At 69.6% G+C, this 26,052-nt stretch carries 18 protein-coding genes; 7 read left to right on the top strand and 11 right to left on the bottom strand.

The window, feature by feature from the left end:
• Positions 1–54 precede the first annotated feature (54 nt).
• The 3 genes from ABD810_RS27610 to ABD810_RS27600 all read right to left on the bottom strand — a co-directional run bounded on the left by ABD810_RS27610 (position 55) and on the right by ABD810_RS27600 (position 4,334).
• The gene (locus ABD810_RS27610; RefSeq protein WP_344946616.1) at positions 55–1,323 is read right to left on the bottom strand and encodes a hypothetical protein; all 1,269 of its coding nucleotides are present in this window, start codon (positions 1,321–1,323) and stop codon (positions 55–57) included.
• A gap of 352 nt (positions 1,324–1,675) precedes the next feature.
• On the bottom strand, positions 1,676–2,731 hold the full coding sequence (locus ABD810_RS27605; RefSeq protein WP_344946613.1) for a LacI family DNA-binding transcriptional regulator: 1,056 nt from the start codon (positions 2,729–2,731) through the stop codon (positions 1,676–1,678).
• A 340-nt stretch (positions 2,732–3,071) separates the two neighbouring features.
• On the bottom strand, positions 3,072–4,334 hold the full coding sequence (locus ABD810_RS27600) for a pectate lyase (protein ID WP_344946608.1): 1,263 nt from the start codon (positions 4,332–4,334) through the stop codon (positions 3,072–3,074).
• Positions 4,335–4,805: 471 nt separating this feature from the next.
• Between ABD810_RS27600 and ABD810_RS27595 the strand changes: the two genes are divergently transcribed.
• Both ABD810_RS27595 and ABD810_RS27590 read left to right on the top strand, forming a co-directional pair.
• Positions 4,806–5,159, top strand: coding sequence for a hypothetical protein (locus ABD810_RS27595; RefSeq protein ID WP_344946602.1), 354 nt, complete (start codon positions 4,806–4,808; stop codon positions 5,157–5,159).
• 64 nt (positions 5,160–5,223) lie between these two features.
• Positions 5,224–6,390, top strand: coding sequence for a WXG100 family type VII secretion target (locus ABD810_RS27590; RefSeq protein ID WP_344946598.1), 1,167 nt, complete (start codon positions 5,224–5,226; stop codon positions 6,388–6,390).
• Positions 6,391–6,409: 19 nt separating this feature from the next.
• On the opposite strand, the gene ABD810_RS27585 is transcribed toward ABD810_RS27590, so the two are convergent.
• Positions 6,410–8,359: an alkaline phosphatase family protein gene (locus ABD810_RS27585; RefSeq protein ID WP_344946592.1), complete on the bottom strand. Its 1,950-nt coding sequence runs from the start codon at positions 8,357–8,359 to the stop codon at positions 6,410–6,412.
• Between the two features lie 168 nt (positions 8,360–8,527).
• The gene (locus ABD810_RS27580; RefSeq protein WP_344946588.1) at positions 8,528–9,040 is read right to left on the bottom strand and encodes a DUF4396 domain-containing protein; all 513 of its coding nucleotides are present in this window, start codon (positions 9,038–9,040) and stop codon (positions 8,528–8,530) included.
• A 242-nt stretch (positions 9,041–9,282) separates the two neighbouring features.
• Between ABD810_RS27580 and ABD810_RS27575 the strand changes: the two genes are divergently transcribed.
• The 3 genes from ABD810_RS27575 (at position 9,283) to ABD810_RS27565 (ending at position 11,544) form a co-directional block, all read left to right on the top strand.
• Positions 9,283–9,492 carry a heavy-metal-associated domain-containing protein gene (locus ABD810_RS27575; RefSeq protein WP_344946585.1) on the top strand — a complete coding sequence of 70 codons (210 nt, stop codon included), beginning with the start codon at positions 9,283–9,285 and terminating at the stop codon, positions 9,490–9,492.
• A complete protein-coding gene (locus ABD810_RS27570; protein WP_344946890.1) occupies positions 9,492–10,472 on the top strand; it encodes a hypothetical protein in 981 nt (326 codons plus the stop codon). Before ABD810_RS27575 ends, ABD810_RS27570 begins: the two co-directional genes overlap by 1 nt.
• A 328-nt stretch (positions 10,473–10,800) precedes the next feature.
• A complete protein-coding gene (locus ABD810_RS27565) occupies positions 10,801–11,544 on the top strand; it encodes a CHAP domain-containing protein (protein ID WP_344946583.1) in 744 nt (247 codons plus the stop codon).
• A 180-nt stretch (positions 11,545–11,724) separates the two neighbouring features.
• Here ABD810_RS27565 and ABD810_RS27560 read toward each other — a convergent pair whose 3' ends face one another.
• On the bottom strand, positions 11,725–12,381 hold the full coding sequence (locus tag ABD810_RS27560) for a VOC family protein (protein WP_344946580.1): 657 nt from the start codon (positions 12,379–12,381) through the stop codon (positions 11,725–11,727).
• A gap of 88 nt (positions 12,382–12,469) precedes the next feature.
• On the opposite strand from ABD810_RS27560, the gene ABD810_RS27555 reads away from it, so the two are divergent.
• Entirely contained in the window at positions 12,470–13,078 is a 609-nt protein-coding gene (locus tag ABD810_RS27555; RefSeq protein WP_344946577.1) for a CGNR zinc finger domain-containing protein, read from the top strand.
• A gap of 213 nt (positions 13,079–13,291) precedes the next feature.
• Here the strand turns inward: ABD810_RS27555 and ABD810_RS27550 are convergent, their stop codons facing one another.
• On the bottom strand, positions 13,292–14,746 hold the full coding sequence (locus tag ABD810_RS27550) for an exonuclease domain-containing protein (RefSeq protein WP_344946574.1): 1,455 nt from the start codon (positions 14,744–14,746) through the stop codon (positions 13,292–13,294).
• A gap of 224 nt (positions 14,747–14,970) precedes the next feature.
• Between ABD810_RS27550 and ABD810_RS27545 the strand changes: the two genes are divergently transcribed.
• A complete protein-coding gene (locus ABD810_RS27545) occupies positions 14,971–16,275 on the top strand; it encodes a S1 family peptidase (RefSeq protein WP_344946571.1) in 1,305 nt (434 codons plus the stop codon).
• Between the two features lie 103 nt (positions 16,276–16,378).
• On the opposite strand, the gene ABD810_RS27540 is transcribed toward ABD810_RS27545, so the two are convergent.
• From ABD810_RS27540 to ABD810_RS27525, 4 genes are all read right to left on the bottom strand, one after another.
• Positions 16,379–17,521 carry a hypothetical protein gene (locus tag ABD810_RS27540; RefSeq protein WP_344946568.1) on the bottom strand — a complete coding sequence of 381 codons (1,143 nt, stop codon included), beginning with the start codon at positions 17,519–17,521 and terminating at the stop codon, positions 16,379–16,381.
• Between the two features lie 253 nt (positions 17,522–17,774).
• Positions 17,775–18,983: a hypothetical protein gene (locus ABD810_RS27535; RefSeq protein WP_344946565.1), complete on the bottom strand. Its 1,209-nt coding sequence runs from the start codon at positions 18,981–18,983 to the stop codon at positions 17,775–17,777.
• Between the two features lie 29 nt (positions 18,984–19,012).
• On the bottom strand, positions 19,013–24,118 hold the full coding sequence (locus ABD810_RS27530) for a peptidoglycan-binding protein (RefSeq protein WP_344946563.1): 5,106 nt from the start codon (positions 24,116–24,118) through the stop codon (positions 19,013–19,015).
• Positions 24,115–26,049 (bottom strand): CHAT domain-containing protein, encoded by a 1,935-nt coding sequence (locus tag ABD810_RS27525; RefSeq protein ID WP_344946560.1) that lies wholly within the window; start codon positions 26,047–26,049, stop codon positions 24,115–24,117. Before ABD810_RS27525 ends, ABD810_RS27530 begins: the two co-directional genes overlap by 4 nt.
• Positions 26,050–26,052 lie beyond the last annotated feature (3 nt).

Below are 26,052 nucleotides of genomic sequence, written 5' to 3'. Positions count from 1 at the left end.
GGGGAACGCCGGGCCGCCGCGCAGCGGCCCGGCGTCCAGGTGCCGGTCCGATGGTCAGTAGCCGTAACGGCTCTTGAGATGGCGCCACCAGTCCCGGAACATCCAGGCGTCGAACTCGGTGATCTGAGTGGCGCTGCCGGCCTTCATGATGAAGCCGCCGACACCGGTGGGCGTCCAGTCGTAGAAGTCGTCCAGCCCGAAGCTGTGGCCGATCTCATGCAGGAGTATGTGGATGTTGTCGGAGTTCAGCGCGCCGACGAAGTACTCGCTGCCGATGCGCTGCCCCCAGTCGCCGCCCGCTCCACCGCCCATCCCGGCGGTGAGCCACAGCGACATGTCGTAGTGGCGGGCGACCCCGCCCGGGCAGTTCGGGTACTGGCCGTTCTGGTTGAAGAAGCGCCCGCACGGCTCGGAGCACTGCGGGGCGCCCTCGCGGATGTTGTTCACGTAGATGTCCACGGAATTGTCGTTCCACTGCAGCGTGGCGCGGTCGCGCACCGCCCAGCCGACGACCTTGACGGGGACGTTGGTGTAGGGCCAGCCGTTGTGGCCCACCATCAGGTCGGTCCACTTCTTCACCTGCCGGGCCAGGGCGGCGTGGATCTGGTCGCGCAGCGTGGCGGAGACGGGTGCGCTGGACTCCCAGCGCACGCAGTAGTTGAGGCTGCCGCCGTTGGCCATGACCTGGTCCCACCCGTAGTTCCTGAAGGTGTTCAGCCGGGGGTAGGTGTCCACGTAGTGCTGCCACACCTGGTTGAGCGGGGTGACCAGGTTCGCGGGCGGGTTCCACCCGGTCGAGCCGCCGCCGGGGGTGGTTCCGTTGGCCTTGACCTCCAGCAGCCCCACCGAGCTGGTGCCCTGCATGAGCACACGGAGGCGGGTGGTGGTGACGGGGGTGAAGGTGACGTGGTTGTACCCGTTGAGCGCCCTGCCGTACGCGCTCGCGCCCGCCAGGTCGACGTAGGAACTGCCGTCCCACGACTGGAGCTTCCACGAGGTGGGGACCCGCACGCCGCCGTTGTCGTCGAAGAAGTACACGTCTGCCGAGGTGAGCGCCCGGCCGGTCGGCCAGGTGAGCAGGGCCCACTGCTCACCGGTGTTGGGCCAGGTGCCCCAGCGCCGGTTGACGGTGTCGTTGGACGACGGCGGGTCGATGCCGTCGTTGATCGCGGCGACGGCCTCCCAGGGGGAGGTGTAGGACGCCGAGGCGGTCGCCGCGGGCGCCAGGTTCGGATCCGCCGCGGTCGCCGGCATCACGCCGGCGGGAGACAGCAGCAGGCCGAGAACCAACGTGGGGACGGCCGCCGCCCACCATCGTCTCATCGGGAACCTCCGTGATTCGTCGTGCCGCACCTCGAGTGCGACGGGAACGGGCCGGTGGAGCGGGGCGCTCCCAAAGGGTGACCGGGATTATCACAGCTACATTTGTGTTAGCGTTAACAATCGATTCGCATATGCGGCTGGACTTCTTTCTTACGAAGGAGCCGCCGCGTGTATCGCCTGCGGCTTCACCGAGTCTTTTCCATAACATGGAACCTGTCAAGACTCGATTGTCAATGCGCTGTGAGCTGCGTGAACGGTAAATGGACACGGAGATTTCCGGCTAACAAATATGTTACCGATAACATCAAATGGAACGCGGCATTCCTTCTTTGATGTGTCGCGGGACCGGTCCTCAGGGCGCTCGCCCGGTGCTTCTTCTGACGACCAGCTCCGTACTAATGATCTTGAGGCTCTCCTCCGTGCCTCCCTTCATGCGCTGGAGCAGCAGGCGGAACGCCTCACCGCCGAGGTCGCGGAAGTTCTGGCGGACCGTGGTCAGGGACGGCCACAGGTAACCGGCCTCGGGGATGTCGTCGAAGCCGACCACGCTCACGTCTTCGGGAACGCGCCGCCCCGCCTCGTGCAGCGAGCGGAGCACCCCCACGGCCATCTGGTCGTTCGCCACGAAGATCGCCGTGATGTGCGGGTCGCCGGCCAGGTGCCGGCCCAGCCGGTAGCCCGACTGCGGGCTCCAGTCACCCGACAGGACCTCGGGCACGAGCCGGCCGCCGGCCTGCAGGGCCGAGCGCCACCCCTGGATGCGGCCCTGCGCGGCCATCCAGTCGACCGGGCCCGAGATGTGCCACACCGTCTCGTGGCCCAGACCCAGCAGGTGACCGGTGGCCCTGGCCGCACCGCCGGTCTGGTCCGCCATGACGACCGGCACGGGCATGCCCCATCCCGCGTCGACCGCCACCAAGGGGAGGCCGGGGTGCAGGTCGCGCACGCCGTCGGCGGCCGCCTGGTGCGGCACCACGACGATGAGGCCGTCCACCTGCTGGGTGCGCAGCCGGCGCACTCCCTCGGCGATCGAACCGGGGTCGGACGAGCCGAGGCCGGCGACGTCGACGGCGTAGCCGGACCTCCTGGCGGCCCGCTCGATCGCGTACAGCGTGGCGGCCGGGCCGTACAGGTCGGTGTCGACGCCGACCACCCCCAGCACGCCCGATCGGCCGGTGACCAGTTGGCGGGCGGCCTGGTTGGGCCGGTAATCGAGCCTCTCCACCGCCGCCAGGACCCGCGCCCGCGTGTCCGGGCGCACCCGTTCCGGTTCGTTGAGCGTGCGCGACACCGTCATGGTCGACACCCCGGCCAGCGCCGCGACGTCGCGCAGTGCGGCCGACCTGGCCCGCATGTTGCCCGCCTGGTCGAATGCCGTGCCGCCGCGCCGGGGCATCCCGCCTTCCATGATCGTCTCCTCTGTCGCCCTGGCGACGCACCGAAACGCCCATAAAACGTTTTCTGAAACGTAGGCGCAACATCAGGGACTGTCAATAGTCCTGATCACTTCGATGCGAGCTTCCGAGGCGGAGTACTGGGCACTTTCTATGGATGCTGTCCCGAATGCATGGAGGCAATGATCACGTCTGTTGCGAAAAGGGTTTCTGAAGATCCGGTCATCAGGGGACGCGCCCTGTCCCCTTCGCGGGCGGGCCGAGATGTGGCGGAGCCGCGCAAGTGGTCACTTGCGCGGCTCCGGCCGGGCTGCCCGCAGGCAGGGGGGGCACCTGCCTGCGGGTGGTATCGGGTTATCTGTAGGTGATGTCGGAGGAGGAGTAGAGGCAGTTCGTGCCGTCGGCGCCGCTGCCGATCTTCTCCGGCTCACTGCCCTTGGGAACGCCCCGGTACTTCTCACAGATGGTGGTACTGCTGCTGCTCCCGTAGACGGTGATGTTGCTGAACCTCGCGGTGTCGCCCCAGTTCGTGTTGATGCCCACCAGGACCTTCGTGCTCTGCGCGACGATGCCGTTCATCACCACGTGGCGCTGGTAGGAGCTGGAGCAGTTGCCGCAGGCGCGGTAGAGCTTGCCTGCGTTGCTCACGAAGAAGTTGCTGATGTGGACGGTGCCCGGCCCGTTGTGCTGGAACACCTTGTCCGACGCCGACTTCGCTCCGCCGCCGGTGACGTAGTAGTTCGTGCCGCCCAGGAAGGTCGCGGCGTCCTCGCCGACGTCCTCCCACCACACGTTCTGGATCGTGCAGTTGCCCTCGCAGTGGACGCCGTCGCCGGCCGGCGCGCCGATGATGACGTTCTTGATCGTCGCACCCGGTGCCAGCTCGAACATCGGGTCCTGGCTCTCGCTCTGGCCGCCGTCACCGATGCCGTAGTAGCGCCTCATCCCGCCGTCGAAGGTCCCCGACACCTGGATGGTCGCGTCGACCTTCACCGAACCGCTGGGCGAGGGGAAGGACGGGATGCCACCGCCACCGCCGCCGGTCGGCGTCGGCGTGGGCGTGGGGTTCGGGTTCCCGGTGGGGGTCGGGGTGGACCCGGCCGGGGCGAACGTCCACTGCTTGCTGGTCACCGAGTCGCAGGAGTTCTGCTGGACGAGCGCGCCCGAGGAGGTGGAACTGTCCTTGACGTTCAGGCACTTGCCGCCGTTGGCGTTGACCACCCGGTAGTTCGACCCGGACGCGGTGAGACTCCACGTCTGGGACGAGGCGCCGGAACAGTTCTCCAGCTGCACGGCCTTACCCGCGGAGGTGCTCGCGTCCCGCACGCCGGCGCACATGCCGGTGGCGCCGGCCTTGAGCGTGACGCCGCCGCTCACCGAGGTGACCGTCCAAATCTGGTTCGCGCTCCCGTTGCAGGAGGCCTGGACGAGCTGGGTGCCGCTGGAGCTGCCCGGCGCGTTCAGGCACAGGCTGCTGCCCGCGTTGACCAGTGTGTAAGAGCCGGAGGTGGGAGCCGCCGCGGCGGCCGTGCCCACTCCGGCGACGCCGGCCGCCACGAGCGCGGCGCTCGCCGTCACCGTCAGGACGAGCATCCTGCCCGTCCGCTTCGTCCTCATATGAGGGTCACCATCTTTCTCCTTGTTCCGTTGGGTCCGGCCTGCGGCAGAGCGGCTTTCATCCTGTTCACATACATGTATGGCATACATGTGGGCGAACAAGATGAAGGTAAGAACCGCCATGACGGCTGTCAACGGGAGAGGTGGAGAGAGGGGAACACGAAGACGCCAGAGAACGTCCTCATCGGTGCCGACCTGCCCGGACGGCCCGTTCGAGCAGCGGATCGCGGGTCACGTATGCGAATACGATGAAACGTTCACATGTGGCCGCCTCCACCACCGGAACCTGACGTCCGGCGCCGCGGCCCCGGCCGGGCCGTCAGATGAGGACGCAGCGGGTGCCGGTGAAGATGGTCGGCATGCATTTGTTGCCGTGGATGCACAGCGACCGGGTCGCCCGACATGGGATCATGGTACGCGTGGCCGATCATCGTCAGAAGCGATGTCCCACTTGGACTCTGGAGCTGTGTCTTGGGTAATCGAATGGTGGCCCGTACGGAAGACCTGCGGCACGCCGGTACGACCTGTCATGAGGTCGGGCGCCTGCTCGAGTCTCCCGCCACGGCCTTCAAGATGGACGCGGCTCCCACCGCTCGTTGCTTCGGCCTGGTGGAAGGCGCTTCCGAGCATCTCGGGGAGCATTATCTCGACTTCTACACCGAGATCAACGACTACGTCACCGACCTGCGCCAGAAGCTCGGCACCTCCGGCGAGGCGCTTCTGGCCGCTTCGCGGCGGCTGGAGGCGGTGGAGAAGCATACGCGAGCGGAGATCACTAAGCTTCCCATTGACCTGAAGGGGAACGGGCACCCCGTACCCCGTTGACGGACAGGACAGCGCTGCTCTCGGGCCCCTCCGGCACTGGCGGCCGTCGTGCAAGGGAAGTGGAATGGCCGAGTGGTATGACCCTCCTGTAGACCTCATCCGCCTCCTCGGTAACGCATTACGCCGCATCGGCAATGACGAAGACATACGTCAGCTGAGATCCATGGCCGAGGCCTGCCGGCAACTCCAGACGGCGGTTTCGCACGCACACGAAGAACTCGTGAAAGTGGTGACGCTGACCGAAACCTGGGAGGGAGATGACGCGGCCACCTTCAAGGAGACCTGGGGGAGATGGCTCCACCCCGGCTACCGGGAGGAGGCCATCGTCCAACTCGGCGCGGCGGCCGTGGTCCTCGACAGCGCCGCCGATGTGTCGGCCAAGACGCAGGAGGCCCTGAAAAGGTTGATCGAGAGTCTGGTCATCGCCGTGATGGTGGCGGTGGCCACGTCGGCGGCCACCGCCGGCCTCGGTTCCATGGCTGCGTGGGCCAGGTCGGCCAAGACGACGACCGAGGTCGCCGTCGTCTCCGCACAAGTGCTCGGCAGGTTCCGGCTGATCCTCCACTCACTCGGTGCCGTGGTGAGAAGGGGCACGATAGCCGTTGGCCGATCAGGTGTGGTTCGTGGCCTGGGCATGAAAGCCTCGGGTGAGACAAGCTTCCTGAGCATGGCACAGCAGTCGTGGAGCGGGTACTGGCGGATCTATCGGTGGGGGCTGGGGGGCAACTTCGCGATCAATGCCGTGGCCAACCCCTTCGTCGGACGAAGCCCCTTTGAAAGGTCTCTTCTCTCGATCGCCGAGGGCTCCAATGCGGCCGTCGTCGCCGGCGTCATCGGCGGCACCGGCAATATCTCGGTGCTCGCCGCGATGAGGCCATGGATTCGTAACTTCACCCAGGGCATGATCGCCAGCAGTGGTGCCACTCTCTGGAATGACCGGGTGGAGAAGAAGTCGTGGTCGGTGACCAGCAGGGAGATGGCGGTGACGGGCCTCATGGCCGGCGGCCTGAACGTGGTCTATGTCGGCGTGGGGGAGAGCAAGGCCGCAAGCGGACTCGTCCGTGATGCCTGGCGTGCTTACTGGAAAGAGCTGCCCCCGCTGGCGAAAGGGTACGTCGTCGGATTTCCCGGCAACACTTCGGTGCGGGTCGCGGTGCCCTGGGCTGCCAAGCCGGGGCCGCTCGACATGCCGGAATTCAAGCCTCTACCCGGTGGGACCACCTCGCCCTGACCCGCCGTACATGGCGCCGCTACCGGCCCGTCGTCGAGTTGGGTGATGGTACGGGGCGGGGCTGCGATCCGAAGGCGGTAAGGAACCGGTCCCGGAACTGGTCCATCCGCCAGACCGGTGCCTGCGGGCCGGGCGTCAGGCCGTCATGCCAGCCCCACCCGGAGATCTGGTCCAGGACGGCCTGGTCGTGGGCGACGATGGTGATCGGCACGTCCCATTTGGCACGCGGGCCGGTGACGGTCGGGTTCGGCTGGTGGTCGCCGAGGAAGACCACCACGAGATCGTCGTCGCCGTAGGTCTCTATGTAGGAGAGCAGGCTGCTCAGCGAGTACTCGATGGAACGCCCGTAGTCAGCGCGCAACTGGGCGGTGCTGCGCCACACCTTGGGCGAGGGGCCGGCCGCGGCGATGGGGGTGAAGACCGAGCCGTCCCCGAGGTCTTTCCAGGGGAGGAACTTGGGGATGGGCGTCCAGGGTGTGTGGCTCGACACCAGGGGGATCGTCGCCATCAGCGGGCCGCGATCCTTCCTCGCGTGTTCCAGGCGTTCGAAGCCCGCCAGGGTGAACTGGTCGGGCATGAGCGCCCAGGAGAAGCGCGGGCCGCGATACTGGAGATCCCAGGACGCGTAGGTCCGTTCGTAGCCGAAGAACAACGCCTCCGGCCATGCCCGGCGGATCCCCGGCGCGACGGCGACGGTGCGCCAGTTCGCGCGACGGAAGGCGCTGGGCAGCGTCAGGCGATCGCTTGAGACCAGGTTGCGGTAGCGCGGCTGGTTGTTGATCCACAGGCCCGATAGGAACGTGGACTGGGCCTGCCAGCTGCTGCCGCCGAACGTCGGCGAGGTGAGGAAGGCGCTGCGGGAAGCGAACCCGGCCGCGCGCAGCCGCCGGTCTTCCGCGTCGAGCACCGCGCGGACCGGTGGCGCGATCTCGGGGTCCTCGACCGCGTCGCGCCCGTAGCTCTCGACGAAGGCGAGAACGACGTCCTTGCGGCGCAGCCCGGTCAGCAGTTTCTCGCCCGGGGTGTCGCGGAAGGCGTCGACGGCGGCTTCCGCCGCGAACGCCTCCTGGTCGTGCAGCCCCGCGCGTACCTGCTGTGCCCGGGCGTAGGCCAGTTTGGCGAGCGGCACCTTGGGGGTGATCGGCCTGCCGGCCAGTATGTCGACGAGCACGATGACCGCGAGCACCGCGACCGTCCGCATCGTCGTGGAGCGGTGCCGGACCGCGATCCTGGTCAGGCTCAGCACCGACAGCGGCATGAGGATGAGCATGGCGGCGGCGACGGCCACGAGCAGGACCACGGCGCCGATCGCACCGCCCAGGCCATACGCGTCCCTGACGAACTCCCACGCGGGCCCGAGCAGGACCCAGTCGAGCACCACGTCGAACGGCCGGGCGACGAACTTGAGGAACCCCATGTCGAGCAGTTTCAGGACCGTCAGCAGGCCGAGGGCCACTCCGGCGAGCACCGCCACCACCCGTCTGGCGCTCGCCCGCAGGACCAGGAGGAGGACGACCCCGACGAGGCCCTCCACCGGGATGCGCAGAAACGCGCTGAGCGAGAAGCGGTTCAGATCGTTCGGGGCGATGAGGGCGAACAGCACGACCAGGCAGGCCAGGCCGGTGGTCACCCATGTGGCGACGCGGCGCGGTCCCCGGAGTCGGCCTGCGGGATCACCGGCCATCTCGTCGTCCCGGCCGCCGGCCTGGTCCGTTGGGGCGTCACCGGTTCTGTCCCGTGCGTCGGCCTGGTCCGTTGAGGCGTCACCGGTTCTGTCCCGTGCGCCGGCCTCGTCCGTTGAGGCGTCATCGGCTCTGCCCCGGTCGCCGGCCCCGTCCCCTGCGACGTCACCCGTGTTGTCCTGGCTGCCGGCCTCGTCCTCTGGCGTGTGCTCCAGGTCGCCGTCCGTTGCCGGGTCGTCTTCCGTGGTCGCCTGTTTCCGGGCCGACGGCTGACCAAGTCGCGTCAATGTCTTTCCGCCAAATCCTCGTTTCGAGCCGTCCGCCGGGAGATACGTGCTCGACCACCACATTGGTTCGGCCGGCAGGGGGCCAATAATCGACACGTTCCTGGCGCGGCGTCACGGACTGCCCCCGGGGGAGTCCCGTGCCTTCGTCCAGGGCCGCGACCAGGTGTCTCAGTGGTGGTAGGCGTGGACGACGGCGTGTCCGCGGCCCTTGGCGATCAGCCGGCGGTTGACCGGCACGGTGAGCACGAAGGCGAGGGCGAGGGAGAAGGCCAGGGCCGCCCAGAACAGGACGCTGGTCAGGCCGGCGTCCATGGCGCCGGGCACGGCGATCATCACGATGTTGTCGATGATCTCCATCACCGCGATCGAGACGGTGTCGGCGGCCAGGGCGACCTTCAGCGCCTGGCGCAGGTTCAGGCCCGCTCTGAGCACTCCGCGCATGGTCAGCGCGTAGCCGAAGACGAAGGCCAGCGCGATCGCCAGTGCGACGGTGGCGCCGGAGTGCAGTCCGGCCGCGGTACCGATGATCATGCCGAGAACTTCGCCGATGGCACAGCCGGTCAGGCAGTGCAGCGTCGCCTGGGCGGCGGTGCGCCAGGAGGAGTCGCCGCGTCCGCCGCCGTGTCCGCCGCCGTGTTCGGTGTGCCGGTGCGGGACGTGGTCGTGGGCTGAATGGTCCATGGGGTGTCACGTTCCTTTCGGGTGGGGGACCGATCTCCCCTGTGAATATACCCCCAGGGGGTACATCGAACGCAAGAGGCTCATCGCCGCGATGCGTGCGACGATGGCTTGCTAACCCCTTGGGGGTATGTTAGGTTCCCGGTCGTCGGATACCCCCCGTGGGTTCTAGGCAAGGGTGTGGATCCCCGCCTGGTCCGGTACTGACGTTCGATAGACGACTTCCGATAACAGGAGTGATCGCGATGACCACCACCACCTACACCGTCAAAGGGATGACGTGCGGCCACTGCGTCAGCTCGGTCACAGAAGAGGTCGGAGAGGTCCCCGGCGTCACCGGTGTCAAGGTCGACCTGCCCACGGGTCTGGTGACGGTCGACAGCGACGGCCCGGTCGACGATGCCGCCATGACCGCCGCGGTCGAGCAGGCCGGGTACGAAGTGGTGAACCGGTGATGAACACCCCCGCGAAGCTCGGAGCCTATGCCCTCGGACTCGCCGTGGTCTTCGCCGGAACCTTCGGGGCCGGCAAGCTGATGGGAGGCGTCGGCACGCCGCCGGCCCCGAGCGGGCATGCCGTCCACGAGACGACCGCCCCCGGTGAGACCGGCCCGGCGGGCGCGACGGCGATCCCCGGAGGACTCCAGGTGTCCCAGAACGGCTACACCCTGACCCCGTTGACCACGAAGATCAGGCCCGGCCGCACCATGGACTTCCGGTTCACCGTGACCGGGCCTGACGGGAGGCCGGTAACCGCCTACCAGGTGGAGCACGACAAGAAGCTGCACTTCATCGTGGTGCCACGAGATCTCGGGAGCTTCCAGCACCTCCATCCGCGTTCGACCGCCGACGGCACCTGGACGGTACCGCTCACGCTGCCCGAGGCGGGAACGTACCGCGCGTTCGCCGACTTCGCCCCCGAGGGCGCGGACGGCATGACTCTCGGCGTGGATCTGTACGCCGCCGGCCGCTACGAGCCCAAGCCGCTCCCCGAGCCCCACCGTACGGCGACGGTGGACGGCTACACCGTCACCCTCGACGGCGAGCTGACCCCCGGCCGGGCGAGCAAGCTCGTGCTGAAGGTGAGCAAGGACGGCAGGCCGGTCACCGACCTGCAGCCCTATCTCGGCGCGTACGGCCACCTGGTGGCTCTGCGCGGTGGAGACCTGGCCTACCTGCACGTGCACCCAGATGGGGAACCGGGAGACGGCAAGACGCCGTCCGGTCCGGAGATCACCTTCTACGCCGAGGTGCCCAGCCGCGGCGACTACCGGCTGTTCCTGGACTTCAAGCACGGGGAAGCCGTGCGCACCGCCGACTTCGCCGTCCAAGCCGGCCAGGCCGCGCCCGTCATCACCGACCCCGAGCCGACGGCCACCCCCGCCGAGCCCGCCGAATCTGCCGAGCACGCCGAGCAGGGCGAGCACGGCCACTGACGCAGGGTATGACGGGAGAAGTTTCCTCCGTGGGCCGTCAAATGGTCTATCGGGTGAAATTCCACCCGCCGGGCTTATCGCGATGATCCTGAGCCTTCATGCCTTTTTGTGATTGTCGGCTGTTTGGCGGCTGTCATCTACTAAAGTCCATCGTTAGCGGACGGGGGTCCAAGCCGGCTTACAGGCCACGCGTGGGGCGAGCTTGGGGTTGGGGACTCCCACCTGCTCGCAGAGGTGAAACCGCCGGTGCCGGAGAGGTATCGGCCGCGTTCCGCGGCGAACGCCGCCCGGCCCGGTAGCCGACCGACAGAGGAGACCCCGGAGTCCAGTGGATCCCATTGCCGACGGCCTGCTTGAAGCCATGCGCTCGGAACTCGGCTACAAAGAGGGCGCGAGCCAGTACACCAAGTTCGGCGAGTGGTACTCCGATGCCGTGGCGGACCCGCAGTACAAGAACGCGCCGTGGTGCGACATGTTCATCGCCTGGGCGGCCGAGAAGGCGGATGTCCAGGGCTACGTGGGCCAGTTCGCGTGGACGCCTTCCCACGCGAAGTGGTTCCAGCGGCAGGGAGCCTGGTCCGACACGCCCGAGCCTGGTGCGCTGGTCTTCTACGACTGGGCCGGGTCCAAGAAAGCGGGCAAGGTCGACCACGTCGGTGTCGTCGAGAAGGTCGAGAACGGCAAGCTGCACACGATCGAGGCGAACGTCGACAAGGTCTGGCTCAAACGGAAGATCCGCGACGAGAGCAAGGTCGTCGGGTACGGCCTGCCCCGCAAGGTTCACGAGAAGCAGGTGCAGGTCGGCTCACTGGAGCGGTCCACGGAGCCGCGGCAGATGAAGGCGCCGTTGGTCAGTGCGCCACGCGAACAGGCCGTCATCACCATCGAGGCGATGGGACACGACCAGATCCCGGCGGTGCTCAGCCCGGAAGGCGTCGCCTTCACCGGGGGGATCACCGTCCTGGTCCTCGGGTCGGTGATGGTGATGACCAGGGCGTCGGCGAGGAGACGATCCACGGGCACGCACGGCCGCCACCGCAGGCAGGGCAGGCATCACCGCATCGCCATGTGAGGCACCATCACGTCGCGACAGCTTCCGGCGGCTACGTGACCTGGGACGACCTGGCCACGTCACCGGCTCGCGTGGTGGGCATCCGCCGTCGCAGAGCCGCCAAGGCGCGGGCCGAGGAACGTGCGTGAGCTTTCGTCCTGACTCGAGAGATGATCCGCGCCGGTGTCCTGGTGCGCGGAATCAGGCCGATGCGCGGCCGAGGTCCAGCCAGAGGCAGAAGGGGTGGCCGTCCGGGTCGAGGCAGACGCGGACCTGGTCCTGCGGCTGGAAGTCCGCGGTCGTCGCACCGCACGCGACGGCGTGGGCCCTGGCGGCTTCCAGGTCGTCCACCTCGATGTCCAGGTGGGCCATCATCAGCCGACCGCCGGGGCGGGCGGGCCAGGCCGGCGGCTCGTACAGGGGCTCGGCCTGGAAGGACATGCCGGTCGAGCCGTCGCGGGCCCTCAGCGTCACCCACCCGGGCTTCTCGGTGGCGAGCTCCCAGCCGAGCAGCCGGGCGTAGAAGCGGGCGAGCGCGGCGGGATCGCGGGTGTCGAGGACCACGGCCGTCAGGGTGAACCGCGGCGGTGATGGCGGGTCGCCCGCAGACCTCTGCGGTGCGGTCGCGGGGGAGTCGGACGGGCTGGCGTGGGAGTCGGACTGGCTCGCGGGGGAGTCGGACGGGCTCGTGGGGGAGTCGGACTGGCTCGCGGGCGTCGTCCGGTGCCTGCGGGCAGCCGTCCAGCGGCGTGGCCAGGAATGGCCGTCGGGGACCACAGGGCTGTCCGGCAGGGCCGAGCGGGCCAGGGCGCGTGTGGCGCGTACGGCGATCGGGATGGCGGTCAGGGCGTTCATCATCGCGGACTCCTGTTGTCCACCGGCTAAACTCGTTTCACTGGCAGCATTATCCGCATGGCTGCCACCTAAACGTGTTTTGGTGGTGGACATGACCGAGTTCTTCGGGGGCGTCCTGTGCCTCGACTTCGCCAACTCTCTGGACGGGCGACGGCTGAAGGTGCCGAAGGAGACCCTCTTCGCCTACGGTGACCTGGCCCAATGGGCACTGCGGGCCGGTGTCGTGGACCAGGAAGTGGCCGAGCGGCTGCTGCGCCGGGCCGCCGCCGAGCCGGGCCCGGCGCAGGAGGCGTTCAACGCCGCACTCGAACTCCGCGAGACGGTCTTCCACGCGTTCCACGCCATCGCGCGGGGCACCGAGCCTGCCGCCGCCGACCTGGCGGCCCTCCAAGACGCCTACCGCGCCGCGATGGCCGCGGCGCACCTGGTGCGCGCGGACGGCGCGTACGGCTGGGCCTTCGACGGCGACGACCCGAATCGGACGTGGTGGCCGGTCGCCCGCTCGGCGATCGAGTTGCTGACAGCCGGGCCGGTGGACCGGGTCAGGGTGTGCGCGTCCAGCGGGGGATGCGCGGGCCTGTTCCTGGATCTGAGCAAGAACCGCAGCCGCCGCTGGTGCAGCATGAGCTCCTGCGGCGTGGAGGTGAAGACCAGACGCCAGAACGCCCGCCGCCGCGCCACCCGCGCCACCGGCCACTGAGCCCAAGGCGCTGTAGTGGATCTTGCCAACGGTGTCTCGTCGGTGCTGCTCAGGAGCGGAAGAAAGCAGTGAGCACGGGTGCGAGAACCTTGGAGTCGACCGTGTGCTCGCGCACGCCGACGACGCGGCGTTCAACATGGGGAAACACATGCGACGACCTCGGCGAGCAGCTTGTAGCGGCCCGGTTGACCGAGGTGCTCGGGTCTGGGTGTTTCAGTCGAGCATGCGGGCGAAGGCGTCCGGGGTGACGATCGGTATGCCGTAGGCGCGGGCTTTACGGGCCTTGCCGGAGAGGGTGTCGGGGTCGGCGGCGACCAGCAGGCGGACCTTCTTGGTCACGTTGGTATGGGGAAGGTAGGACGCTCGGCGGGCACGCTCCTCCCATGACTCGCGTCCGCCGTCCATCTCTCCGGTGAAGACGATGAGGTCGCCCGGCTCCAGTTCGAACCGTGTCAGATGCCCGGAGGAGTGTCCCCGGGCGCCGGCGAGAGCCTCGTCGACCGCTGTGGGAGACAGGCGGAGGAGATCGGCGACCAGTTGAAGCTCGTGACGCTCCCCGGCCGTGACGACGCCGTCGGCCAGGGCCGCATGGGCAAGGGCGATGAGGTAGTCGTGATGCAGCCGATCCAGAGCCGTCCTGCCCAGTCCGAGGTCGGTCGCCAGTTCCACCAGCGCGTCGGCCTCGGCGCCTGAGATCTGGTGATCGAGGAGCACCCGATCGAGCAGGGCGAGATAGGAGGTGGCCTGGACGGGCTGCGCCTCCTGGGGAAGGCGGTCGAGGATCCGGGCGAGGAAGTGGTCTTCCCGCTCCGCGGCCACACCGCGCCGTACCCATGGGACTCCGGTGTCATCGAGCGCCGGCCATGCGATCCCGCCGGCCGTCTGGAGGGCGTGTCGCCAGGGGTGCACCGGATGGGCCAGCGTCAGATAGTGGCCGAGGAGCCGGGCGGCGGCGCGGGCATCGGCGAGCGCGCTGTGATGGCCCTCCAACGGGATGTCGGCCACAGCGCAGCAGCCCGCGAGATTGCGCGGAGCCTGCGGGAGGAATTGACGGGCCTCCGTCATCGTGCAGATTCCGAATTCCGTACATGTCGGAGTCGATACACCAATTCGGGTGAATTCATGCTGGAGAAACCCCGCGTCGAACCGGAGATTGTGGGCAACGGGCACGCGGCCCCGCAGCAGGGTGGCCACCGCGCCGGCGATCTCTTTGAACGTGGGGGCATGTCGGATGTCGCCGGCACTGATGCCGTGGATGTGCTGTGGACCGAGGTCGCGTTCCGGGTTGACCAGCGTGTTCCATTCACCGGTCACTGCTCCGGTGGGATCGACATGGACGATTCCCACCTCGACTATCCGGTCGTGCCACGATGGCCGCAACCCCGTTGTCTCGACGTCGATCACCGCGTAGCCGGTTGAACCAGTGCCCATATGCTCGTCCTCCTCCTCGCCTAATTGGAAGGTCGCATGCGAGGACGAAGCGGATGGCGTCGAGGGGAAAGCGAGACGATTCTGTAACACCGTCTGGCTAATTGTCGTGTAAATAGTATTTCGTCCGGTCAAGCGACCGCGAGACCGGGAGAGGCGGGTTGCACGGGACGCGCCCTGAGCGCCTTTTGCGAGCACCCCACCCGCGGGTACGCCGGCCGCGGCCGCGTCCTCGCCCACGACATCGGACGTCGAAGGCCACCGTGCAAGGAAGGTAGAGCGTCACGTGCCCATCGCCGGTGTCGTGGTGCCATTCGGCGATCAGTCGGCCGACGTGCTCGGCGGTGAACGACCGTGATGAGGCGCAAGGAACAAAGGCGCGTTCTGTCGTGGTAATTCGACGCGGCACGTGCTGTGTATCGCCTGCTGTGATTACCCCGGTTCTTGACAATCATGGGGGAAACATGCAGAAGAGAATCCGGTTACACCTGATGGTGCTGAGCGTCGTCTGTGCGCTCGTGCCGTTCCTCGGCGCGGGGACCGCGGCGGCGCGGGCCCTCGACGACCCCGACCTCACCCGGCGGGTCGCCGGGACCCCGGTGGACAAGACACCGGCCAAGGACGACACCGGTCCGCGAGACCCGGTGCCCGGCGGGTTCGCCAGCTGGAACGCGCTGTTCACCGAGCAGACCCGCCTCAACGGGGTCGCCGACCGCATCGTCTCCGCCGCCGAGAGCGCCGAGAGCGCCGAGAGCGCCGAGGCGGCCGAGGGGTACGGAGGGATCGTGGTCGACCCCGAGTACCACGAGGTACGCCTGTACTGGCGGGGCCAGGTGCCGCGGGCCGTACAGGACGTGATCGACGTGGGACGCCAGACGGCCCCGGTGTCCGTGCTGCCGGCCGCCCACAGCCGCGCCCAGCTCTTGCAGGAGGCCGAGAAGTGGACCGAAGCCGGCCAGGTGGTGGGCGCGGCCCCGCAGCCGGACGGCAGCGGGGTCCAGCTCTCGGTCGCCGGGCAGGACACCACTCCCGACCAGCTGCAGCGGCCCAGCGGCGCCACCGCGCCGATCACGCTGGAGCGGGGGGAGCGGTTCGATCCCGCCTACAGCAGGCAGGACGACATCCCCAGTTACTACGCGGGTGGCCGGACCTGGAACAAGCAGACCGGCTCCGGCTGCACCTCGGGCTTCGCGGTCTGGGACAAGTACGGCTCGCCCGGGTACCTCACCGCCGCGCACTGCGGCAACCTCTGGAACCAGTTCTACGACGGAGGGGGCACCGGGAGCGCGGCGAACTACATGGGCCCGGTGACCTGGCGCGTCTCCCACAGGGACGCCGCCATCGTGCAGGCGAACGCGACCGCCGACGTCTTCGACGGCAACAGCTCGGCCTCCAGCAGCAACAGGGTGGTGGCGCTGTGGAAGGCGTACGTCGGCAACTTCGTGTGCAACTCCGGGGCCTCGCTGGGTGAGTACTGTCTCATCAAGGTGACCGAGACCGGCTGGAGCGGCACCTACACCAACGGGCAGTACGTCAAGCACATGGTCCGGGCCAAGAGCTCGGTCGGCGGCTGCGCCGTCGCGCACGGTGACAGCGGAGGCCCGGTGTACTCCTACACCAACTGGTACGACGAGGTCGCGGCGCAGGGCATCACCTCCGCCATCAGCAAGCCGGTGTACTGCGGCGGGCTCGACGGCGGACGAGTGATCGTCTTCTCCCGGGCGTGGGATGTGGCTCTCGAGTTCGGCGCCTACGTGATGGTCCACTGACGCGGCTTGGTGTCCCGGGCCGGATGCCCGGCCCGAGACGCTGAGATCCTCTCCGGCTCCCGCGCTGTCAGCGGGAGCCGGATCCGTCGGTCCAGGGGCCGGGTCAGGCGGGCTTCCACTGGCGGTCCCACTCCTCCGGGGTCCACTCCTCGCCTGCCGGGGGCACCCAGACGGTGCCGGTGACGGGCTTGATGCCGGCCATGTCAGAGGAGGGACCGGGGCGCGGGGCGTCGTCCAGGAAGGATCGCCTGACCAGCTCCGCCTGGTCGGCGACCTTCCCGCTGACGTCGGAGAACGCCCCGTACTGCTTGGCCAGTATCGCGACGACCTTGTACGCCGACATCAACCAGACACCTGCTGCCAGGCCCACCACGATCCGAGATTGCGGGTACATCATGCGGATCGCCCTGAACGCCATCAACATGACGATGGCGATCATCACCATCCCCAAGGCCATGGTGAGACTCTTGTCGAGCACGTCGGCGCCGATCTTGCCCAGTTGGGCCATGGCGTCGGCGTGGTCGTGGTATCGCAGGAGCGCGGGCACGAACCTCATGTCGACGTGCTCCCGGAAGCCGGTCGCGGCGATGCCCCGCCACCCCTCCGCCATGATCGTCTCGATCTGGTGATGGATCTCCTGGGCGCTGTCGTTGGCGGACTTCGCCACGGACTCCCAGCCTTTGGATGCCAGCACGAACGGTTCGGGATCGCGCATGTTGGCCAGCAGCAGCCCGGCGCCGAGCCATATCGGGTACGACTCCGGCATCCCGGTGGCGAGCTGCCTGAGGGTGGCGAGCCTTTCCCGCATGATGGGAAGCAGGCTGACCCCCGTCGCCACCGAGACCACCCCCAGTGCGCCCAGCGAGCCGTACGCGGCGTCGCTGACGTACGAATTGATCGTCTTCGCCGATGAGGGAGCGGCGACGGCCGGGGTCTTCCCATCGAGGGACACCGGGGTGGAGGCGAAGTCGGCCGCGGAGTAGTGCTGCCGTACCCTGTCGAGCGCGGACACCAGGGCACGCGAGTAGGTGCTGCCCTCCTGCGCGGAGGCGACCATGGTGTCCGTGGCGTCGCGGTAGGTGTTCCTGGCAGCGAGCAGCCCTACAAGGGGCCAGTCCTGAGCGGGGATGTCGAGAACGCTCGCGGTCCCCTTCTCCTGGAGGAAACCTTCGGACCTGGCACCGAACAGCTTCGCCAGACGCACCAGCGCCGGGTCGTACGCGTCGACAGGCTCGTGTTCCGCCATGGTCGGTCCTCCCGAAACGATGCGTGCCTGCGATTCGCCGTCGTGCCGACACCATGATCTACGCATCGCACAGCCACGAGAAGCGATTCGTGAAATTCATGGCTATTGCGGGTTGAGGCCGAGACGTACTCCGCGCATGAGAAGCAGCAATCCGACACCGGTGAACACGGCCCCGAGAAGCATCCCCCCGCCCCGCCCGCTGTCGATGCGGACCTGCCGTCGGCGCCAAGGTGCGGGAACGCACACGGCGACCTCAGCGGACCGCCAGGAGGTCCAGGATCGCTCGTCCTGCCGCCTGGTCGCGCTCACCGCCGTGTACGGCCTTCGGCGTGGCGCGGATGCCCGCCGTGATGGTGGCCAGCGCGGCCTTGACGACCACGTCCGCGACGTCGCCTCGCTCGTATCGCAGGGGGTCGCGGGCGAAGGCGATGGCGGCGGCGGCCAGCAGGGTGCGGACGGTCGTGGCCGGGAGCATGTGGCCGCGCAGGAGGCGTTCGGCGGTACGGTCGGCGACGTCCTGCTGGGGGGCGAAGTCGATCACGTGGGTGAGGGGAACGTCCCCGAACTCGGGGTAGGGCCCGGCCACCAGCGCGGCGGCCACCGGTCCGGCGTCCTGGCCGTAGGGTCCGGTCACCGGGAGCCTGTCGTCAGGGGGGTGGCCGGGCAGGCCCGACGCGCGCAGGGCCTCGGTCACCAGCGCGACCCGGATCGCCGGAGGCGGGTAGGCGCCGTCGGTCGTGGCCGGTCCGGTCGCCACGAAGTCGGCCAGAGCGCCACAGAAGGCGGTGCCCCCCGCGAGGGCGCCGTACACGTCGGCGAAGACCTCGCCCAGCCAGCGCCGCCAGACCTGGGCCCGCTCGACCGGGACGGCCGCGCTGACCAGCCGTTCCAGCGTCGGGGTGAGGCGGAAGTCGATCTCTACGTGATGGCCCACCTCGTGGGCGAGCACCATCGCGTCGGGCAGGTGCTTGAGCTGGAACCAGGGGATGCCGATCACGGGCACCGGCAGGCGCTCGACGACCGCGCGCAGCGAACCTTCCGTCAGCACGCTGAGCTCGCCGCGGTAGGAAGCGCCTCTGGGGATGGCGAACGGCGTGGTGTCGGGGCTGAAGAAGGTCAGCGGCGGCTCTCGCGGGACGGTCGCGCGTTGCCGGGCGGGCAGGTAGCACTCCCAGGCGTACTGGTCGGCCATCGCCAGGTAGTCGCGGAAGGCGGGAACGAAACGCAGCATGAGCTTGGACCTGAAGTACTCCAGGACCGCGTGGACGCGGATCAGCAGGCGCTCGGTCTGGGCCCATGTGCCGGGGTCGTCGAGGCGGGGTCGCAGTTCGGCGATCGGCACCGCCATCGCCGCCACGATGGCGGCCACCTGGGTGTGATGCTTCTCCAGGGGACCGCCCGCCCTGCTCAGCTCGGTCCAGGAGGCGAGCTCGGCCTCCAGGCCGCCGAACTTGGCACGCAACTCGGCCCGCCTTCGTTCGGAGGGCGTGCTCATTGCATGCCCGGGCGGAACATGGCATCGGGACGAAGCTTGGAGAACACGGCCGTCGTCGCGAACGGCAGGTCGTTCGAGACGGCCTGGAGGGCGCGCCAGATCTCGCCGGGACCCTCGCCGTTGACGAGGGTTCTGGCGAGCGTCGTCATCTGGGAGATCCGGGCGGAGCCGTCGGCCAGGCCGGTGGCCAGGATCGTCCAGACGCCGTCGAGAGCGAGCGACTGGTCGGCGATGTCGTTGCGCTGGAGCAACGCGCGGGAGCGTTCTCCGGTGGTGCTCGGCTGGATGGCGTCCAGGATCAGCAGCGGCGGGATGTCCTGCCGAAGGCTCCGGATCAGCACGCCGAGGTCTCTCGGGAACAGGATGTCGACGTCCTCCCCCAAGAAGCTCAGGCCGGGGTCCTTGAAGCGGTTGTCCATGGCGGCGAGCACGTGGACGACGTCGACCGGCTCGTCGAGGCGTAGTTCGTCCCTCTGCCGTTCGATCGTCCGCCGGCCGGGATTCTCCAGGATCGTGAGACGGGCAGAATGGTCACGGTAGATCGCCTCCGCGTCGGCCACGCTGCCGCGCAGGCCGCGCTGCCGGCGGACGGATGCGCGCTGGTCCGGCTGGATCAGCAGGACGTGCGGCGGACGGCCCGCCCGGGCCGTGCGTAACGCGGTGTGCAGGGCACGCCAGGTGGAGCGGCGGAGCCGGCCGTTGTCGCGCAGCTTCGCCTGGCTCTGGAAGTCACGCAGGTCGGCGGCCGTCTCGTGACCGAGGGCCCGGTTCACCTCGTCGTGTGGAAGCCCGAGGCGGGCGAGCACGCGCTGCACCGCCTCGGCCTCCACCCGTAGCCCGTCCTTGACGCCGATGCCCCGGTAGAGGTAGCGCAGCTCGTCGAAGGCGACCAGACGCTCGTCGGGGATGCGGGTGAGCTCCCAGGGCGCGGCGACCAGCGTGGTGGCCACCAGCCGGATGTCGGTGGGCTTTCCGTCCGGGCGCGGGCCGAGGCGCTCGGCGAGCATGCCGAGGACACGTCCGGCCGACCGGCCCCACTCATCGGGCCGGGCGAGCTGCTCGACCGAAACGCGGTTGGCCGAATTGCCTCGTTCGAACCAGGACGGGAGCGGGGTCAGCTCGGTGGCCGAGGTCCCGGTGCCCTCGACCCGCACCACCAGGCCGTTCCCGGCGCCGGGTTCTGATCGGGCGACCTCGATCCGGACGAACAGCTCGTCGCCCGCGTGCGTGACCACCGTGATGGGAGCGGATGGCTCGCCGGGACCGGGGATCAACGTGTCGCGGGCGATCCTGGCCCGCCGATCGCGGCCGAGCTCGGTCCAGAGGTCCTGGGCGGACACAGCGGCGCCGCGTGCGGCCTCCCGCCGGCCCTGCGCCAGAGCGAGCTCGCACATCCCTTCGTGGAGCTCCGCGTGCCGCGCGGTCTTGACGACGGAATCGGCCAGGAGATCCGCCGCGTCACGCAGTCGCCGGGCGGTCACCTCGTGGGGGTCGACCGGGAGACGGCGCCGGGCGAGTGCGATCAGATACGCGGCGTCGAACTCGCGATGCCCGCGATGCCGGGGCGCGAACGTCGTCGGCGGCTCCGCCTCGTCGTGGCGTGCGGCCCCGAGGCGGTCCATGGCTTCGATCCAGTCGAGCCAGACCAGCGGAGTGTACTCACCGAGCACGTTCGTGCCCTCGAACAGCAGCCGCCGTGACAGGTCGCCGCGGCCGTTCAGCCGGGCGACCTCGGCCGCCGTGAGGTCCAGTACGGCCCGGTCGGCGTCCGCGTACGCGACCTCGTCCCGCTCCACCAGCCATGGATCCAGGGACTCCTGCGCAAGCGCGCGGGCCAGCTCCCGGTCGCCGATCGAGGGGCAGCGGCGTAGTCCGGCCAGGAGCGTCAATCGCGCGCCGACCTCGTCGATCTCCCTGAGCCCGCGCAGCACGGTCCGCGTGAAGGACGGATCGCCGAGCGCGAGACCCGTGACGCCCGCCCTCACCAGCCGGTCCGGCGGGCCGTCGTGGGCCCGCTCCACCAGCTCTTCAAGGGCCTCCCGGGCCGCGTCGGCCTGATCGCGTTCCCACAGCAGCTCGACCCGGCCATGCCGGAACGAAAGGTCGAGATCGGCCGGCAGCTCCGGATGGCGCCACAGCGACTCCACCTGTCGTTCGGCGAGGCGGAGGTTTCCGGTCTTCCGCAGGTGCAGCCAGAGGGTCTCCAGGGTGAGCGCGGCGTACTCCGCGTCCAGCACCTCCGAACGCCGGGCGGCTTCCAGCAGCCCTTCATCGGTCTCCAGCAGGTCGCCGTGGGCGCGGGCGGCGATGATCGCGGCCTGGACGGTGTCGCCCAGGCCGAACTGCTCCAGCAGCCGCAGGGCGTCCTGCGGCCGGCGCATCATGAGCATCGCCTCGGCGGCGGTCAGCACGCCTTCCCGCCGGCGCGTGGACGGCGTGGGAGATTCCAGGGGGGCGGCGACGGGCACCTGGGACGTGGCCGGGATCACCGCTTCGACGGCGTCCGACGGTCGGCCCAACCGGATCAGCGTTTCGGCCCGGGCGGGTATCCCGTCCCTCCCGGCCCGTTCGTACCAGGACAGCGCCGAGGACAACCGCCCCTCGGCGGCTTCGGTGTCGCCGAGCCGCAGTGCCACGTACGCCATGGCGGCGGCGAGCCCTCGCTCCACCGCCTGCGTGGGGTCACCCGTGCCGCGCTCGGTCCCGGCCCGCCGATCGAGCTCGGTCGCGCGGTCGTAGGCGCGGCGCAGTGACTCGCGGTCGCCCAGATCGGCCAGGACCATGAGAGCGTCCGGCTCGGCGGCAAGAGGCATGCCCTCCTGGTAGGCGCGCTCGATCTGGCTCGCGGCCTGCTCCCGCCGGCCCCGCACCACGTGCACGCAGGCGTCGGCGACCAGGTGGTCCGGGGACGCTCTGCCGATCTCCGGATGCCCGGCGAGCAGCAGTGACGCCGCCGCGAGGCTGCTTTCTGCCGCGCTCCACGAGGCGCCGGCGGCACCCGCCGCGCTCTGCCCGCGCGCCTGGGCGACCGCGACCCTGGCGAGCTCCACATGCGCCTCGTACCAGGCCTTGTGGGTGACCAGGTCGGGAAGAGGCTCCCCGTCGAGGTCCTGGTAGTCGCCGGACAGGAGGTCGGCGGCGAGCTCTCCGGCCACGTCGTCCCGGCCCAGCCGCCGTGCGGTCTCCAGCTCCCCGCGCCACAGCGCCAGCGCCTCGGGGCCCCAGACGTGCAGCATGTGGTAGATCATCTCGCGGGTCCAGCGGGACCACAGGGCCGGTTCCGCCTCACGGCGGGCGCCGAAGTAGTCGGCCGCCGCGGCGTGCAGGCGGGCGAAGACGTCGTGGTCGCGGAGGAAGGCGCGGACCGGGCCACGCAGGTTCTCGTGGAACATCAGCACGCCGGGCGCGACCTCCGTGACCCACGAGTAGGCGCTCGCGTAGCGGGTCAGCTCGGCCCACAGGTCACGCAGCGCGAGGCCGCCCGGCTCGGCGGAGGTCAGGAAGATCTTGGTCTTGCGCGGCGGCCGGTCATCGGTCTCGGGATCGTCGTCCGGCGCGTCGCCGGACATTCCGCGGGTGAGGAACGGCGGCAGCACGCGGACCACGAAGTCGAGGTCCAGCCGTCGCGGCACCACGCCGTAGCGGAGCAGCCAGCGGATGCGGTCGTCGGGAATGCGTTCGAGGATGCGGTCGAGGCAGTAGAGCAGCGCCAGGCCCTCGGCCTGGTCGACCTCCAGCGGGGTGAGCCCGGGGTTGCCCTGCGCCAGATCGCCGAACAGGGCGAGCGAGAAGGGCAGCCCGCCGGACTTCCGGATCATGGCGGTCGCCAGCGCGTCCTGGGTGACTCCCCGTGAGGCGAGATAGCGCCTGGCCTCCTCCTCGTCGAAGGGCCGCACCCGCAGGCTCTCGGCCTCGGGGAACGCCTCGGCGAACCCGGCCAGGCGCTCTCGCACGTCGTACCGTCCGGAGAGCACCAGCCGCAGCGTGGAGGCGGAGTCGTGCAGCCGCCGCAGCAGGCCCACGACCACACCGGGATCGGCGACCGGTCGCAGGATGACCTCTTCGAGCGTGTCGAACACCACGACGGCCCGGTCGACCCCGCGCGCCTCGGCGAGCGCGGCCAGGAACCGCTGGGTGATGTCCTCCGCGTCCGCCGCCGCCGAGGCCACCTCGCCGAGCAACGCGGTGTCCGGGATCGCGGTACGGCTCAGCGCGCGCCGGTACCGTTCGTGATCGCGCAGCAACTCCTGGAACGGCGACTCGGCGATCTGCGGATTCAACTGGCCGGCGATCTCCAGCAGCAGCAACCACGGATACCGTACGGCGTTGACCGGGTCGATCGCGTCGAAGTCGATCCAGGCGCACGGGATCAGCGGATCCCCGGTCACGCAGTACCGAGCGACGAACCAGCGCAGTTCCATGGTCTTGCCCATGCCGCCCGTCGCGTACAGCTGCAGCACGCGGGTCCCGTCGTCCCCGGTCAGCGCGATCAGGCGTCGTTCCAGCGCGTCCCGCGCCAGGTAGCGCCCGCTCTGGTGGTAGGCGGTGGACCACTGGCCCCTGGCGGTCAGCCGGACCTGGTAGGCGTCCCGCTCGCGGGCCAGCTCGATGGGGACCAGGTGGGCGCGGTCGGAGGCGGCCAGCGCGTCCACGAGGTCCTGGCAGCGGACCAGGTCGAAGTCACGGTCGGCCTCGGCGTACAGGCTGCGGAAACGCTCGCCCGCGCGGACCGGATCGCACACGACCAGCTGGCGCAGCTCCTCAAGCGCGTCCACGTCGCGGTAGAACCCGGCCAGCTCCCGGGCGAGCCCGGCGAGCGCGCGCGGCACCTGGGCGACGCCGGGGGACAGCCCTTCGTCCACCCACCACTGGTTCCAGCCGCAGACGCGCAGGCTCGGCTCCAGCCGGTACCGCTCGCCGGGCCCGGACAGCGCCTGCACCCGCCCGTCGTTCACCAGCTCGCTCAGGTCCCGGCCGTCACCGCGCAGCCGCCGCTCGTAGAGCCCGGCGTCGAAGCGGCCGACCGTGGCGCATCGCTGCAACGTGCCCCGCTCGGCCGGGGGCAGCCGCCCGAACAGCAGCGTCGCCAGGTCGGGCGTCACGGCCGTACCGCCGGAGGCGGGAGCAGCCCGTTGAGCTGGGTCAGCGTGACCGGTTCCAGCCACGGTCCCGGCAGCGTGCTCAGGGTCTCGACCATGCTCTTCCACTGGTCGGTGTAGGGCCGGTGGACGCGAGCGCCGTACTCCCGGAAGATCTGCACGGTCTGTGCCTGAGGGAACGGCTCCACCGTCAGCGACCCGGCCAGCGTCGTGAACTCGCCGAGCAGGCGCCTGGCCGCGTCGGTCTGCTCGGCCACGATGATCCTGACGTTGGGCAGCTCGCCCTCGGCGATCGGGATCAGCAGGCCCGGCACGAGAGAGTCGCCGAGCTCGCTGGGCAGCGCCTTGGCGATGTGGTCGATGACCAGGGTCAGCGGTTCCTGTCCCGCCACCTCGGACAGCATCGTGCGGGCGGCCTCGAACAGCCGGGCCCGCAGCTCGGGCTCGCCTTCGTGCGCGGCCTGCCAGCGCCCGCCGTCGTCGGGGGTCAGGTCCTCGTGGGCGGCGTCGGGAGGCCAGTCGCCCCTGCGCAGGTGCGCGAGCTGGTGCAGGAAGAGCCGGACCGGGCCCTCTGAGCGCTCCGGCATGCACAACGCAAGCGTGCTCGCGACCGCCCGCAGGACGTCGAGCCAGGAGACGTTGTCGTCGTCGTTTATGGAGCGCAGGTCGGTGTAGACGGCCTGGCAGCCGCGCAGATGCCAGGTGTACACGCAGGAGCGGATCAGGGAGGTCTTGCCCCTGTTCGCGCCGCCGCAGACCAGCAGCGCGTGCCAGTCGGTGGCATCGAAGTCGGGCCCGCCCCACAGCCGCCAGTGCTCATCGGTCCTGTCGATGGTGGAGCGCAGGCTGCCGTACCAGGAGCGGGCGATCCGCTTGGCGTTCTGCCGGGACACGCCGAGCCGCCAGGGCAGGACCTCCTCGGGCTGCCGCCGTACCAGCAGAGTCGGCAGTGCCCAGGCCGGGTCGGGCTTCCTGAAGAGGGCGGCGCGGGCCAGCCGTACCGCCTCGTCGATCGGCTTTCCGGCCGCGAGCGCGGTGTAGACCGATTCGGCGAAGCCGACCGCGGATTCGGATGGGATGTCGCCCTGCATGGACAGCACCGCGTCGGCGCCCAGCTCCTCGAACGCCTCCGCCACCGCCCAGCTCGCCCGGTGCGCCTCGCCTGAGTCCCCGTACGACGCGCGGCAGGCGTTGAGGAAGACGAACCGGGGTGCGGCCAGCCCCGAGTTGCCGATCAGGTGGCTGGTGACGGTCCGCACACCCGTGTCGGTGAGCAGCTCCAACATGGGCGACTCGTCGCCGGGGTCGATCCCGCTGTGTCCGATGAAGTGGAAGACATGCGGCCGGAGCGCTTCGAAACGGTCGAACAAGGCGGTGGGCGAGGGCTCCCAGAGCACGTCGATATGCCACTCGCCCGGCCACTCCTTGACGGCCCGCCGGATGGCGTCCACCTCGTCGGCGGCTCGCAGGTTCGGGTCGCGTGCGTTCCCCACCACGACCAGCAGCCTGACCGGCACCAGGAACTCCTCCTTCGGGCCCGGTCCGAGGTGGCCACGTACGCAGGTGCGTGTCGCGTCCAGGAACAGTTGCCTGTTGCCGTCCAGCATCAGCTCCCACGGCAGGGCGCGCAGTTCCGGCGGGCGGATGTCGAAGAAGGTGCGCACCCGGCCCTGCTGCGCGGCCCAGGCCTGGCCGACGTCGGTCGCGGCGATCAGGCCGTGCAGTGCCTCCCCGGCGGCGCGGCGGACGATCGAGTCGGACGCGGCGCGCAGCAGCACCGTGCGCACCGGGTCGAGGTCGGCGCCGGCCGCGATGACGCACCTGGCCACCGGCTGATCCCGCCAGGTGCCGGGGTCGGTGCCGTGGTCGGTGTAGAAGCCCACCGGGTACCCAGCGCCCTGCGGCGGGTCGACTCGGATGATGCTCGTGATCACGGC

The sequence above is a fragment of the Sphaerisporangium flaviroseum genome (assembly GCF_039537005.1).
GTDB lineage: Bacteria > Actinomycetota > Actinomycetes > Streptosporangiales > Streptosporangiaceae > Sphaerisporangium > Sphaerisporangium flaviroseum.
Note: the sequence above shows the minus strand (reverse complement) of the source record. Positions and strands in the feature narration are given on the sequence as shown.